Below are 13,934 nucleotides of genomic sequence, written 5' to 3'. Positions count from 1 at the left end.
TCCGGCTATGTCGGGTGGAGGTGCCCCTCACTCGTGTCCGCGAGCGCCTGGTCGGTCGGGCTCCGCCCGTGGCTCGGGAGCGGAGCGGGTGGGCTTCCGCCGCTGGGCTCAGCCGGTGCTGCGGCGGGAGCGGTAGGTCCGCATCTTGTGCCGCGCGCCGCAGATGTCCATGCTGCACCAGGTCGCGTTGCCCGCCGGGGAGCGGTCGTAGAACACCCACCGGCAGTCCTCGGCGCGGCATACCTTGAGCCGGTCGGCGCCGGCCAGTTCCGCCTCCGCCAGGGAGCGAACCACCTCGCCGAGCACCCGCCGCACCGGATCGGCGGCGAGCACCGCGATCCGGGGTCCGCCGTCCCGCCACTGCGGGGCGCCCAGCAGCCGCCGGGAAGCCGCGTCGAGTTCGGCCGCCGATTGCCCGCCGAGGTGCGCGCGCAACGCCTCCCGGAGTCCCACCATCTCCTGCCGCCCGGTTTCGTCGAGGGCCGCGGCCGCCTCCTCGCATCCCCGGCCGCGCAGCCACGCCACCGCGCCGCCGAGGTCGGCGAGCTGGTCCTCCTGGCGCAGCAAGCGGGCCGTGTTGGCGAAGGACTCGACCGCTTCGAGCGGTCCGGGGGCGGCGGGGCGGTCGTAGCTCATCGTCGACCAGATTACCGCTTGGGTCTTGTTGACGGTAACGGCGGTTGTTACCGTCATCTCGCCTAAGACGGTAACTGGAGGTGTCCATGGCCTGGGAGCTGCCGGAGCGGCACGAGACCGAGGGCGGCACGGTCCGCTGGGCCCGGTCGGGGCGGGGGAGTCCGGTGGTGCTGCTGCACGGCACGCCGTTCTCCTCGGTCGTGTGGCGGGAGGTCGCCACCGCGCTCAGCCGGGACCACGAGGTGTTCGTCTACGACCTGCTCGGCTACGGCAGGTCCACCATGCGGGACGGCCAGGACGTCTCGCTGGTCGGGCAGCAGCGGATCTTCGCCGAGCTGCTGGAGCGCTGGGGCCTGGCCGAACCGGCGGTGGTCGCCCACGACATCGGGGGTGCGGTGGCGCTCCGCACCGCGCTGCTGGGCGGTGCGCGCTACGGGCGGCTGGCGCTGCTCGACGCGGTGGCCATCCGGCCGTGGGGGTCGCCGTTCTTCCGGCTGGTCCGGGAGCACGCGGCGGTGTTCGGCGCCCTCCCCGCGCACCTGCACGAGGCGCTGGTGCGCCGCTACGTGCGCAGCGCCGCGCACCGCGAGCCGGCTCCCGCCGTGCTCGACGAGCTGGTCGGACCGTGGCTCGGGGCGGCCGGCCAGCAGGCCTTCTACCGGCAGATCGCCCAGGCCGACGAGCGGTGGACCCGCGAGTTCGAGGACCGGCTCGGTGAGCTGGGCTGCCGGGTGCTGGTCGGGTGGGGCGAGCACGACGACTGGCTGCCGCCGGAGCGGGGCGCGCGGCTCGCGGCGGCGATCCCGGGGGCGCGCCACGAGCGGCTCCCCGGTGCGGGCCACCTGGTGCAGCACGACGCTCCCGCCGAGCTCGCCGTGCTGCTGGCGCGGTTCCTGCGGCCGTGACCTCGTCCACCATCCGGGAACCCGGTCCCGGAGATTGGTAGCTGTCGGGTTAGAGTCCTCTAGTCCGTTCGTATGAATGAGGAGGCTCGGCCATGTCTGTCGGCCACGCTCCGCCAGCAGGGGTGGAGGGGAGTCCCGGTGGGGCCCCGCGGAACTCGACCAAGAAGGTCGTGGTGGCGAGCCTCGTCGGGACCTCGATCGAGTTCTACGACTTCTACGTCTACGCCACCGCGGCGGTGCTGGTCTTCCCGCACCTGTTCTTCCCGGCGGGCGACGACGTCGCCGCCACCCTGCAATCGCTGGCGACCTTCGCGATCGCCTTCGTCGCCCGGCCGGTCGGCTCCGCGCTCTTCGGCCACTTCGGGGACCGCATCGGCCGCAAGTCCACGCTGGTGGCCTCGCTGCTGACGATGGGCATCTCCACGGTGCTGATCGGGTTGCTGCCCGGCTACGCCCAGATCGGCGTGCTGGCCCCGCTGCTGCTGGCGCTGTGCCGCTTCGGCCAGGGCCTCGGGCTCGGCGGCGAGTGGGGCGGCGCCGCGCTGCTGGCCACCGAGAACGCCCCGCCGGGACGCCGCGCCTTCTTCGGCACCTTCCCGCAGCTCGGAGCGCCGATCGGCTTCTTCATGGCCAACGGGCTGTTCCTGATCCTGTCCGGGACGATGAGCGACCAGGCGTTCCTGTCCTGGGGCTGGCGGATCCCGTTCCTGGTCTCGGCGGTGCTGGTGCTCGTCGGGCTGTGGGTGCGGCTGAGCCTGCACGAGTCGCCGGCCTTCGCCGGGGTGGTGGAGCGCAACGAGCGCGCCAAGGTGCCGTTCGTGCAGGTCTTCCGCACCGACTTCACCGCGCTGGTGCTGGGCACCTTCATCATGCTGGCGACCTACGTGCTGTTCTACCTGATGACGGTGTTCTCGCTGTCCTACGGCACCGCCGACACCGGCCTGGGCTTCGAGCGCTCCGAATTCCTGGTGCTGCTGCTGGTCGGCGTGGTGTTCTTCGGGCTGACCGTGCCGATCGCGGGACTGCTGGCCGACCGGTACGGACGCCGCCCCACCTTGATCGTGACCACGGTGGCGATCATCGTCTTCGGCGTGCTGCTCGGCCCCTGGTTCGGCGCCGGTTCCACCGCGTCCTCGCTGAGCTTCCTGATCGTCGGGCTCGGCCTGATGGGGCTGACCTTCGGTCCGATGGGTGCGGTGCTGCCGGAGCTGTTCCCGACGGCGGTCCGCTACACCGGTGCCTCGGTGTCCTACAACGTGGCCAGCCTGCTCGGCGCCTCGGTGGCGCCCTACATCGCCACCTGGCTGGCCAGCTCGCACGGGCTGGGCTGGGTCGGCATCTACCTGGCCGCGATGGGCGCGCTGACGCTGATCGCGCTGCTGGTCAGCAAGGAGACCAGGGAACGAGCCCTGGAGGACTGAGCGCCTCCCACCACCCGGCAGTGTGCTGAGTGAGGGGCACCCTTGCCCAAGCAAGGACTGCTTTCGCCAATGGCCTGCTTGGCGGTGCGGGTGGCGGAACCTCAGCGGCCTTCTCGCTCCGGGCGCCCTTCCTCGTGTACAAGCGCGTACACGGCGTCAGGGCGTCCTCGCGAGAAGACCGCTGAGAACCCGCCGCGGTGCCGGTTGACGGCCTCACCGCATGCGGCTCCGCCGCATTCTGAAAAGACCCCTAACCGGGACAAGGGTGCGCCTCACCTGAGAGCGGACCACCCGGTCGGGGGTGGGGTTCAGCGGTCGATCCGGTGGGCTTCGGCGAGCAGGTCGGACAGGCGGTCGAGGAACGCCACCTGGGCCGGTAGCAGCTTGTCGCGGGCGGTCTCCGGGGTGCACCACAGCGCGCGATCGACCTCCGGGAACCGCTGGACCCGGCCGGAGCGCGGTGGCCACGCCAGCTCGAACTCGTTGCTGCGCAGCGCGGTGACGTCGAAGTCGCCCTCGGCGGCGAAGGCGGTGACGACCTTGCCGCCGCGCTGGCGGACCTCGCCCAGACCGGTCAGCTCCGCCGCGTCGAGCACCAGCCCGGTCTCCTCGGCGAACTCCCGGACCGCCGCCGCCTCCGGGCGCTCCTCGGGGTCGTGCTCGCCCTTGGGGATCGACCAGGCCCCGGCGTCCTTGTTCCGCCAGAACGGCCCGCCGGGGTGCACCAGGAGCACCTCCGGCGCCCGGTCGGCGATGCGGAACAGCATGATCCCCGCGCTGCGCGTGCCCATCCCGCCAGTCTGGCGCATCCGCCCGGTTGCCCGCCCCGCCCGGTTGCCCGTCCCGCCCGGTGCCGACGATGCTGGAGCGGTGGAGCGGGTGGTGCTGCATGCCGACCTCGACCAGTTCATCGTGGCCGTCGAGCTGCTGCGCCGTCCCGAGCTGCGCGGACGTCCGGTGCTCGTCGGCGGCTCCGGCGACCCCACCGAACGCGGCGTCGTGGCCGGGGCGTCTTACGAGGCCCGCGCGCACGGGGTGAGCTCCGGGACGCCGCTGCGCACGGCCGCCGCCCGCTGCCCGGACGCGGTGTTCCTGCCGACCGACCGGGAGACCTACCTGGCCGCGTCGGCGGAGGTGATGGCGGTGCTGGGCGGGACCGGCGGCGTGCTGGAGGTCGCCGGGTGGGACGAGGCGTTCCTGCTGGTGGACACCGACGACCCCGAGCGCACCGCCGAGTCGCTGCGGGCCCGGGTGCTGGCGGCCACCGGGCTGGTCTGCTCGGTCGGCATCGGCGACAACAAGCTGCGCGCCAAGCTCGCCTCCGGCTTCGCCAAACCCGCCGGGGTGTTCCGGCTGGAGCGGGCGAACTGGGTCGAGGTGATGGCCGACCGGCCGCCGGAGGCGCTGCCGGGCATCGGCGCCAAGACGGCGAAGAAGCTCGTCGCCCGGGGCATCACGACCGTCCGGGCGCTGGCCGCGACGCCGATGGCCGAGCTGGCCGGGGAGTTCGGGCCGAACATCGGTCCGTGGCTGGTGGCGCTGGCCCACGGCTACGACTCCAGCCCGGTGACCGATGCGCCGCACCAGGCCCGCTCGCACGGCCGCGAGGTCACCTTCCAGCGCGACGTGCGGGACGCCGAGCTGATCCGCGCCGAGGTGCTGCGGCTGTGCCAGGTGGTCGCCGCGGACCTCCGGGAGGCCGACGAGCTGGCCCGCAGGATCGTGGTCACCGTCCGCGACTCCCGGTTCGCCACCCGCACCCGTGGCGCCGGGCTGGACGCGGCGACCCGCGATCAGGACGCGATCGAGCGCGCGGCGCTCACCGCGCTGGAGCGCTTCGAGCTGGCCCGGCCGGTGCGGTTGGTCGGCGTGCGGGCCGAACTCGCTCGGTGAGCACCTTCTCCAGCAGCGGGGTGAGCCGGAAGTCGACCAGCCGGCGCATCGCCAGCGCGGTGCTGGTGCGTTCGACGCCCGGCGCGTCCAGGATCTGCCCGGCGATCCGGTAGAGGTCGTCGGTGTCGGTGGCGACCACCCGCACGTGCAGGTCGGTCTCCCCGGCGACGCCGACCACCTCCACCACCTCGGGGATGGTGCGCAGCGCCGAGGCGAGCTGGTCCAGCAGCCGCTGGGTGGCCTGGACCGTGATGAACGCCGTCAGCGGGTAGCCCAGCGCCGCCGGGTCGATGCGGTTCTCGAAGGAGGCGAGGACCGCTTCCAGCTTGGCCAGCCGCGCCTGCACGGTGTTGCGGGACAGCCCGACGCGCTCGGCCAACGCCACGGCCGTGGCGCGGGGTTCCTCGGTGAGGGCGCGCAGCAGCCGGATGTCCAGCTCGTCGAGCGCATCGCTGGGCACAATGCTCACCTCCGGGCGCGCACCCCGCGCCGCGGGGTGCATCCTGCGCGATTTCAGGCCGTCGTCTTGTGCGGTGATTGTGCTCTTGGTCTGCTCTCGGGAGCAATGTGGCGGCGGCGAGGAGGAACGATGACCAGCGCGGTGGTCCGCACCGGCACCGAGGTGCTGCGCGAGGTCGAGCAACGGGTGCTGTGGTTGTCGACGGCGATCGTCGACCACGCCAACCGGGTGCGGCCCAACCCCTCCGGGATGAAGGTGGGCGGCCACCAGGCCTCCAGCGCCTCCATGGTGTCGATCATGACCGAGCTGTGGTTCCGCCACCTCACCCCGGCCGACCGGGTGTCGGTCAAGCCGCACGCCTCGCCGGTGCTGCACGCGATCAACTACCTGCTGGGCGCGCTCGACGAGTCGTCCCTGACCACCTTGCGCGAGTTCGGCGGGCTGCAGAGCTACCCGAGCCGCACCAAGGACCCGGTCCCCGCCGACTACTCCACCGGTTCGGTCGGCATCGGTGCCACCGCCCCGATCTGGGGCGCGGTGGCCCGCCGCTACGTGGACAGCCACTTCCCAGGCAGCGGTCCCGCGGGCAGGCAGTTCTCGCTGCTCGGCGACGCGGAGCTCGACGAGGGCGCCTGCTGGGAAGCGATCCTGGACCCGACCGTCGCCGGGCTCGGCGAGGTGGTCTGGGTGGTCGACCTCAACCGCCAGTCGCTGGACCGCGTGGTGCCCGACATCGCCGCGAACCGGTTGCAGGGCATGTTCGCCGCGGCGGGCTGGCAGGTGCTCGCGGTGAAGTACGGCCGGGAGTTGGAGGAGCTGTTCGCCCGGCCCGGCGGCGCGGCGTTGCGGGACCGCATCGACGGCATGAGCAACCCGGAGTACCAGCGGCTGCTGCGCTGCTCCGCGGCCGAGCTGCGGGAACGGTTGCCCGGCGCGGACGGCACCGGCATCGCCCGGGTGCTGTCCGACGTGGACGACGACGCGCTGCTCGCCGCGATCCGCAACCTCGGCGGCCACGACCTCGACGCGCTCGACGGGGCGTTCCGCGCCATCGACGACACCCGGCCGACGGTGATCTTCGCCTACACCGTCAAGGGTTACGGCCTGGCCTCGCAGGGCCACCCGCAGAACCACGCGTCGCTGCTCACCGCCGACCAGCTCGCCGAGCTCGCCGACCGGGTCGGCATCGACCCGGACGCGCCGTGGCAGCGCTTCGCCGAAGGCAGCCCGGCCGGTCTGCTGTGCCGGGACACCGCGCGGCGGCTGCACCGCGAACCCGCCCCGGTGGCGGCCCCGCCGGAGCTGCCCACCGACATCGGGCGCACGCCCACCGGCACCACCACCACGCAGGCCGCGCTCGGCCGGGCGCTGCTGGACCTGACCCGCAGCGCGCCGGAGGCGGCGGAGCGGGTGGTGACCCTGGCGCCGGACGTCAGCTCCTCGACGAACCTCGGCGGCTGGCTGAACAAGGTGGGGGTGTGGTCGCCCGCCGAGCGGGTGGACTGGTTCGCCGACGACGCCGACACCATCCTGCACTGGCGGGAACGCCCGGCGGGCCAGCACGTCGAGCTGGGCATCGCCGAGACCAACCTGGTGGGGCTGCTCGGCGAGCTGGGCAGCACCTGGAGCCGGTGGGGCCGGCCGCTGCTGCCGATCGGCGTGGTCTACGACTGCTTCGTGGGACGCGCCTTGGAGCCGTGGGCGTTCGGCCTCTACGGCGGCGGCCAGTCCATCCTGGTCGGCACCCCGTCCGGGGTGAGCCTGGCGCCGGAGGGTGGCGCGCACCAGTCGGTGACCACCCCCTCGATCACCCTGGAACAGCCCGGCTGCGTGTCCTACGAACCGGCGTTCGCGGTGGACGTCGAGTGGTGCCTGCTGGCCTCGCTGGCGCGGCTCGGCAGGCCGGACGGCACGTCCTCCTACCTGCGGTTGTCCACCCGGCCGGTGGACCAGGCGCTGGCCGCGGTACCGGCCGACCCCGCGGCGCGGGAACGGCGCAGGCGGCAGGTGGTGGCCGGGGCCTACGCGCTGCGCCGCCCGGACGCCCCGCAGGTCACCCTAGTCGGGATGGGCGCGGTGCTGCCCGAGGTGCTGGCCGCCGCGGACCGCCTCGACGACCTCGGCGTGCGCGCCGACGTGGTGTGCGCGACCAGTCCCGGACTGCTGTTCGAGGCGCTGCGCACCGGGTCCGATCGCGGCGTCCTGGACCAGGTCTTCCCGGCCCACCGCGCCGCCCCGATGGTCACCGTGCTCGACGGGCACCCGCACACGCTGGCCTTCCTGGCCGGGATCAACCAGGTCCGCGCCGCGCACCTCGGCGTCACCGGCTTCGGGCAGTCCGGTGCGCTGCCCGACGTCTACCGGCACCACGGCATCGACGCCGACAGCGTGCTGCGCGCCGCCCTCGACCTGCTGGGCAGCCCGTGATCGGTGCGGGGCGTTCCCGGACTCGTCTTGCTTGGCGGTGCGGGTGGCGGAACCTCAGCGACCTTCTCGCTGCGGGAGCCGCTCCCGATGTACCAGGCACGTACACGGCGTCGCGGCTGTCCTCGCGAGAAGGCCGCTGAGAACCCGCGGCGGTGCGAGTTGCGTGCGTGGGGCGAGGCGGAAGCGGCTTCGCCGCTTGCCTGCGGGACGGTGCGGGTGGGTGGCTCAGAAGGAGATGTAGCCGCCGTCGACGGTGAGCGCGTCGGCGGTGTGGAAGGCGCTGGCCGGGCTGGCCAGGTACACCGCCAGCGACCCGAAGTCCGAGGGATGGCCCCAGCGGCCCACCGGCATCCGGGGCAGCACCTTGCGCTGGAACCCCTCGGAGTTCAGCGCCGGATCGGCCAGCGGGGTGCTGACCCAGCCCGGCAGCACCGCGTTGGCCCGCACGTGGTGGCGGCCCAGCTCGACCGCGATCGACTTGATCATCGAGATCAGTGCGCCCTTGCTCGCCGCGTAGGCCTCGCCGCGCGGCTGGCCCTGCCGGGCGGCCAGGCTGGACGTGCCGACGAGGCTGCCGCCCTCGCCCTGTTCGACCAGCACCCGCGCCGCCGCGCGCAGCGTCAGGAACGCGCCCTCCAGGTTGGTCCGGGTGACCCGGCGGAACTCGGCCAGGTCGGTGTCGACGAAGCGGGTGCCACCGCCGCCCACCCCGGCGTTGGCGAAGCAGGAGTCCAGCCGCCCGAACCGCTCCGCGGTGCGGGCCATCGCCGCCTCCACCTGATCCTCGTCGCCGACGTCGCAGCGCAGCGCGAGGACGCCGGGCCCGTGCCGCTCCAGTTCGGCGGCGGCCGCGGTGTTGCGCTGCTCGTTGGTGCCCCAGATGCAGACGTCGGCGCCCGCCGCGGCCAGCGCGTTGGCCATCGCCAGGCCGATCCCGGAGTTGCCGCCGGTGATCACGCTGACGTGCCCGGTGAGGTCGAACGGGTTGCCGACCACCATGGGAACCTCCTCGCCGCCCGCGCGAACGCGCGCGATCACCAGTCCTACCCGAATTCCCGGGCACCGGGCAAGGGCCGGACGGTGGAGGTCCGCAGTGGACGGTCAGCTCGCGGCGAGGGCGCGCACGGCGTCGGGCACCTCGCGCACCTCGCCGAGCACCCGGTGGCTGCGGTCCAGCGCGTCCTGGGCCGGCGGGAAGTGCGGGTTCGGGATCGCGAACACGGTCGCGCCCGCCGCCGCGGCGGCCCGGATGCCGTTGGCCGAGTCCTCCACGGCGGCGCACTCGGCGGCGGGCACCTCGATCCGCCGGGCCGCCTCCAGGTAGACGTCCGGGGCGGGTTTGCCCGCGCCCACCTGCTCGCTGGAGACCGTCCCGCGCACCACGTCGACGAGGCCGGTGACCTCCAGGAACGCCAGGATGATCCGGGGCGGGGCGGAACTGGCGATCGCCGTCGGGTAGTCCGCGGCGACCGCGCGCACCGCCTCCTCGGCGTGCGGCAGCACCGGCGGATCGGTCGCGTACCGCTCGGCCATCCGGTCGATGACGGTGTCGGCGGCCTGCTCCGGGGTGAGGTCCGCGCCGAGCTCCTCGACGAGGTAGCGCGACCACTCCGGGGTGCTCATGCCGATCATCGCCTCGGTGGCGCCTTCGGCCCAGTGGCCGCCGGAACCGGTCGTCACCTCGCGCCGGATCCGGTCCCAGAGCTGCTCGGAGTCGGCCAGCACGCCGTCGAGGTCGAAGATCACTCCTGCCAGTCGCACGGTCCCACCGTAGAACGCGGTCCGCCCCGGCGCTGAGCGCCCCGGGGCGCGCGGCCTTCTGGGCCGGGCCCGCCACGCGCTACATTCCTCCTCGCGCAGCGCACGGGCGGGCCGAGGAGCAGGGGTGAAACGACCGACGATCATCGACATCGCGCGGGAGGTCGGGGTGTCGAAGGCCGCGGTCTCCTACGCGCTCAACGGCAAGGGCGGGGTGTCGCCGGAGACCCGGGAGCGCATCCTCGACGTGGCCGCCGCGCTCGGCTGGCGGGCCAGCACCGCCGCCCGCGCCCTGTCCAGCGACCGGGCGGCCAGCGTGGGTGTCGTGCTGGCCCGGCCGCCCGAACTGCTCGGCACCGAGCCGTTCCTGATGCGGCTGGTGGCCGGGCTGGAGCGGACCCTGTCCGCCTACGGCGTCTCGTTGCAGCTCGCGCTGACCTCCGACACCGAGACCGAGCTGGCCACCTACCGGCAGTGGTGGGCGGAGCGGCGGATCGACGGCGTGGTGCTCACCGATCTGCGCACCGCCGATCCCCGGCCCGGCCTGGTGCGCGAGCTCGGCGTGCCCGCGGTGCTGTTCGGCACCGCCGGACCGGTGCCCGGGATCACCGCGCTGCGCTCCGACGACGAGCGGACCGCGCGCAGCGCCGTGGCGCACTTGGTCGAGCTGGGGCACCGGCGAATCGCGCACGTGCAGGGGCCGGACAACCTGCGGCACACGCTGCGCCGGGCGGCGGTGCTCGGCGACACCGCCCACGAGCTCGCCGGGATCGAGCTGCACCGGGAGGTCGGCGGCTACACCGAGGACGGCGGGCTGCGGGCGACCCGGCGGCTGCTGGCGGCGCGGCCGAGGCCGACCGCGGTCATCTACGACAACGACGTGATGGCGGTGGCCGCGGTGGCCCACGCCGACGAGCTCGGCGTCCGCATCCCGGCGGAGCTGTCCGTGCTGGCCTGGGAGGACTCCATGCTGTGCCGGGTGGTCCGGCCCGCGGTCACCGCGTTCGACCACGACGTCACCGCCGACGGGGCGCAGGCGGCGCGGGTGCTGCTCGAACTGATCGAGACCGGTGTGGGCGTGGACGGCGACCTCGGCGACCGCACCCTCGTCGTGCGGTCGAGCACCGGCCCCGCGTAGCGCCGATCCGGACGCACCGCCCGTAACGACCCGGTAACCCACGCCCGCGCGCTCTTCTGGTTAACCGGTTAAGTCCCTAGCTTGGGACCCCACGGACCCAACGGAGGGTCCGGCGGCATACGAGGAGTTCTGTCGTGTTCAAGCGGCCTCTCGTGCTATCACTCATCGCGGTGCTGCTCGCAGGCGCGTTGGCCGGCTGCGCGAGCAGCGAGCCGGCGGACGGGTCCGGTGGCACCCTGACCTACTGGGCGAGCAACCAGGGCAAGAGCGCCCAGCAAGACCTGGAGATCCTCGGCGTGGAACTGGCCGAGTTCACCGAACGCACCGGCATCGAGGTCGATGTCGAGGTGATCTCCTGGGCCGACCTGCTCAACCGCATCCTGGCGGCGGCGACCTCCGGCGTCGGCCCGGACGTGGTCAACCTCGGCAACACCTGGGCGGCCTCGTTGCAGGCGACCGGGGCCTTCGTCGAGTTCGACGACCGGCTCATGCAGCGCTTCGGCGGCCGGGACCGGTTCCTGGCCAGCAGCATGACCTCGGCGGGAATGGCCGGTCGGCCGCCGAGCTCGCTGCCGCTCTACGGCCTGGCCTACGGGCTCTTCTACCACAAGGAGCGCTTCGCCAAGGCCGGGCTGGAACCGCCGCGCACCTGGGCGGAGTTCGTCGAGACCGGTCGGCGGCTCACCGATCCGGAACGGGACCGGTGGGGCCTGACCATCGCCGGGGCCAGCTACACCGAGAACGCGCACTTCGCGTTCATGTTCGGCCGCCAGAACGGCGTGCACCTCATCGACGAGCACGGCCGGGCCACCTTTACCTCCCCGGGCGCGGTGTCGGCGGTGCAGCGCTACCTCGACCTGATGGGCCCGGGCGGGATGGTCAGCCCGGAGGACGCCGAGGAGGGCAACGCCTCGGCCGCCGCGGCCAACTTCACCGACGGCAGCGCGGCGATGCTCATCGCGCAGAACAGCATCATCCCCACGCTGGAGAGCAGCGGGATGTCCGCCGAGGAGTGGGGCGTGGTGCCGATGCCGGTGCCCGAGCCGCTCCCGCCGGGCGGCGCGGTGGTGCGCAGCCACGTCGCGGGCTCCAACATCGCGGTGTTCGAGGACAGCCCGCGCCGCGAGGAAGCGCTCCGGCTGGTCGAGTTCCTGACCAGCGCCGAGACCCAGGCCGACCTCAACATCGCCTACGGCACGCTGCCCGTGGTCACCGACGCCTACCGCGATCCGGCCTTCGACAACCCGGTGGACCACGTGTTCCGGCAGGTGCTGGAGCAGGATTCCGAGACGGTGCCGATGATCCCCAACGAAGCCCACTTCGAGACCACGGTCGGCGCCGCGATGCGCGACCTGTTCGCCCGGATCGCCACGGGCCAGGACGTCACCCGCGACGACGTGCGCGCCGCCCTGGACGACGCCGAGCAGAAGATGCGGGGGATCGGAGGATGACCGACACCGCCGCGGTGCGCACCGCGCCCGCCGAACCCGCGAGCACCCCGCCGCGCGGCCGGTGGCGGCCCGGCCGCCGCTGGTTGCCCTACCTGCTGGTGCTGCCCGCGCTGCTGTTCGAGCTGCTGGTGCACCTGGTCCCGATGATCGGCGGGCTCTGGATGAGCCTGCTGGAGCTGACCCAGTTCTGGTTGCGGGACTGGCTCAACGCCCCCTTCGCCGGACTCGCCAACTTCCGGTTCGCGCTGGACTTCGACAGCGCGGTCGGCACCCAACTGCTCACCTCCTTCGGCATCACCCTGGCCTTCGCGGTGCTCACCGTGGGGATCTCCTGGGCGCTGGGCATGTTCGCGGCCACCCTGCTGCAACGCTCGTTCCCCGGCCGGGCGGTGCTGCGGGCGCTGTTCCTGGTGCCCTACGCGCTGCCGGTCTACACCGCCGTGATGATCTGGAAGTTCATGCTGGACCAGGGCGATGGCATGGTGAACTCCGTGCTCGCGTCGCTGGGCGGCAGCGGTGAGACGTTCTGGCTGCTCGGCGACAACGCGTTCCTGAGCCTGGTGGTGACCGCGGTGTGGCGGCTGTGGCCGTTCGCGTTCCTGGCGCTGATGGCGGGGATGCAGTCCATCCCGACCGACGTCTACGAAGCCGCGACGGTCGACGGGGCCGGCGTGTGGCAGCAGTTCCGGTCGATCACGCTGCCGATGATGCGGCCGGTCACCCAGGTCCTGCTGCTGGTGCTGTTCCTGTGGACCTTCAACGACTTCAACGTCGCCTACATCCTGTTCGACAAGTCGGTGCCCAGCGCGGCGAACCTGCTGTCCATCCACATCTACAACAGCTCGTTCCTGACCTGGAACTTCGGCCTCGGGTCGGCGATGTCGGCGCTGCTGCTGCTGTTCCTGCTGCTGGTCACCGCGGGCTACCTCGCGGTCACGTCCCGGAGGTCGAGCGATGTCTGAGCCGAACTGGTACCGCGTGCTGCGGGTGGTCGGTCTGGTGCTGCTCGGGCTGTTCACCACGCTGCCGCTGGTGACGATGGTGACCACGGCGGTCAAGCCGCTCTCCGACGTGCAGGACCGGTTCCAGTGGATCCCCTCGGAGATCACCTTCCAGCCCTTCGTCGACATGTGGTCGACCATCCCGCTGGCGGACTACTTCATCAACAGCGCGGTGGTCTCGCTCGGCGCGGCGGCGCTGTCGCTGCTCGTCGCGATCTTCGCGGCCTACGCGATCAGCCGGTACCGGTTCCGCGGCCGGGACTCGTTCCGGATGGTCGTGCTGTCCACCCAGATGTTCCCGGGCATCCTGTTCCTGCTGCCGCTGTACCTGCTCTACGCCACCATCGGCCAGGCCACCGGGATCGTGCTCTACGGCAGCCACCTCGGGTTGATCATCACCTACCTGACGTTCTCGCTGCCGTTCTCGATCTGGATGCTCGTCGGCTACTTCGACACCATCCCGCGCGAGCTGGACGAGGCGGCGCTGATCGACGGGGCGGGGCCGGTGCGGGCACTGGTCCGGGTGGTGCTGCCCGCGGCGCGGCCGGGCATCGCGGCGGTCGGGGTCTACGCCTTCATGACGGCGTGGGGCGAGACGCTGTTCGCCTCGATCATGACCACCTCGGACACCCGGACGCTCGCCGTCGGCCTGCGGGAGTACTCCACCCAGACCTCGGTGTACTGGAACGAGGTGATGGCGGCCTCGCTGGTGGTGAGCATCCCGGTGGTCATCGGGTTCCTGATGATGCAGAAGTACCTGGCGCAAGGGCTCACCGCGGGCGCGGTGAAGTGATCGGGCACCGCCGGGCGGGGCGCCGCCCGGCGGGAACCTTTTCGAGGAGGG

13 protein-coding genes are annotated in these 13,934 nt (G+C 72.7%); 8 read left to right on the top strand and 5 right to left on the bottom strand.

Features of this window, described 5'->3' with window-relative positions; genetic code table 11:
- Positions 1–108 precede the first annotated feature (108 nt).
- Positions 109–636, bottom strand: coding sequence for a CGNR zinc finger domain-containing protein (locus tag ACQP0T_RS15540; protein WP_433868712.1), 528 nt, complete (start codon positions 634–636; stop codon positions 109–111).
- A gap of 86 nt (positions 637–722) precedes the next feature.
- Between ACQP0T_RS15540 and ACQP0T_RS15535 the strand changes: the two genes are divergently transcribed.
- Positions 723–1,541, top strand: a complete 819-nt coding sequence (locus tag ACQP0T_RS15535) for an alpha/beta fold hydrolase (RefSeq protein WP_433868711.1) — start codon at positions 723–725, stop codon at positions 1,539–1,541.
- A gap of 92 nt (positions 1,542–1,633) precedes the next feature.
- Positions 1,634–2,962, top strand: coding sequence for an MFS transporter (locus tag ACQP0T_RS15530; RefSeq protein ID WP_433868710.1), 1,329 nt, complete (start codon positions 1,634–1,636; stop codon positions 2,960–2,962).
- 308 nt (positions 2,963–3,270) lie between these two features.
- Here ACQP0T_RS15530 and ACQP0T_RS15525 read toward each other — a convergent pair whose 3' ends face one another.
- The gene (locus ACQP0T_RS15525; RefSeq protein ID WP_433868709.1) at positions 3,271–3,753 is read right to left on the bottom strand and encodes an NUDIX domain-containing protein; all 483 of its coding nucleotides are present in this window, start codon (positions 3,751–3,753) and stop codon (positions 3,271–3,273) included.
- Positions 3,754–3,832: 79 nt separating this feature from the next.
- Here ACQP0T_RS15525 and ACQP0T_RS15520 point away from each other — a divergent pair, with 79 nt between their 5' ends.
- Positions 3,833–4,855, top strand: a complete 1,023-nt coding sequence (locus ACQP0T_RS15520; RefSeq protein WP_433873740.1) for a DNA polymerase IV — start codon at positions 3,833–3,835, stop codon at positions 4,853–4,855.
- Here the strand turns inward: ACQP0T_RS15520 and ACQP0T_RS15515 are convergent.
- Entirely contained in the window at positions 4,782–5,315 is a 534-nt protein-coding gene (locus tag ACQP0T_RS15515) for an Lrp/AsnC family transcriptional regulator (protein WP_433868708.1), read from the bottom strand. The genes ACQP0T_RS15520 and ACQP0T_RS15515 overlap by 74 nt on opposite strands.
- Before the next feature lie 129 nt (positions 5,316–5,444).
- Here ACQP0T_RS15515 and ACQP0T_RS15510 point away from each other — a divergent pair, with 129 nt between their 5' ends.
- The gene (locus tag ACQP0T_RS15510) at positions 5,445–7,742 is read left to right on the top strand and encodes a transketolase-like TK C-terminal-containing protein (protein WP_433868707.1); all 2,298 of its coding nucleotides are present in this window, start codon (positions 5,445–5,447) and stop codon (positions 7,740–7,742) included.
- Between the two features lie 225 nt (positions 7,743–7,967).
- Here the strand turns inward: ACQP0T_RS15510 and ACQP0T_RS15505 are convergent, their stop codons facing one another.
- Positions 7,968–8,741, bottom strand: a complete 774-nt coding sequence (locus ACQP0T_RS15505) for an SDR family NAD(P)-dependent oxidoreductase (protein WP_433868706.1) — start codon at positions 8,739–8,741, stop codon at positions 7,968–7,970.
- A gap of 102 nt (positions 8,742–8,843) precedes the next feature.
- Positions 8,844–9,497 (bottom strand): HAD family hydrolase, encoded by a 654-nt coding sequence (locus ACQP0T_RS15500; protein ID WP_433873738.1) that lies wholly within the window; start codon positions 9,495–9,497, stop codon positions 8,844–8,846.
- A 130-nt stretch (positions 9,498–9,627) separates the two neighbouring features.
- Here ACQP0T_RS15500 and ACQP0T_RS15495 point away from each other — a divergent pair, with 130 nt between their 5' ends.
- The 4 genes from ACQP0T_RS15495 (at position 9,628) to ACQP0T_RS15480 (ending at position 13,883) form a co-directional block, all read left to right on the top strand.
- Positions 9,628–10,638, top strand: a complete 1,011-nt coding sequence (locus ACQP0T_RS15495) for a LacI family DNA-binding transcriptional regulator (protein WP_345365759.1) — start codon at positions 9,628–9,630, stop codon at positions 10,636–10,638.
- A 134-nt stretch (positions 10,639–10,772) separates the two neighbouring features.
- Positions 10,773–12,089, top strand: coding sequence for an ABC transporter substrate-binding protein (locus tag ACQP0T_RS15490; RefSeq protein ID WP_433868705.1), 1,317 nt, complete (start codon positions 10,773–10,775; stop codon positions 12,087–12,089).
- Positions 12,086–13,051: a carbohydrate ABC transporter permease gene (locus ACQP0T_RS15485; protein ID WP_433868704.1), complete on the top strand. Its 966-nt coding sequence runs from the start codon at positions 12,086–12,088 to the stop codon at positions 13,049–13,051. Before ACQP0T_RS15490 ends, ACQP0T_RS15485 begins: the two co-directional genes overlap by 4 nt.
- Positions 13,044–13,883, top strand: coding sequence for a carbohydrate ABC transporter permease (locus ACQP0T_RS15480; RefSeq protein ID WP_345365765.1), 840 nt, complete (start codon positions 13,044–13,046; stop codon positions 13,881–13,883). The genes ACQP0T_RS15485 and ACQP0T_RS15480 overlap by 8 nt, the downstream gene beginning before the upstream one ends.
- Positions 13,884–13,934: the final 51 nt, after the last annotated feature.

The organism is Saccharopolyspora sp. CA-218241, from assembly GCF_050954615.1.
GTDB lineage: Bacteria > Actinomycetota > Actinomycetes > Mycobacteriales > Pseudonocardiaceae > Saccharopolyspora > Saccharopolyspora cebuensis.
The sequence above is the reverse complement of the archived record's forward strand: the minus strand, read 5'-3'. Positions and strand labels throughout refer to the sequence as shown.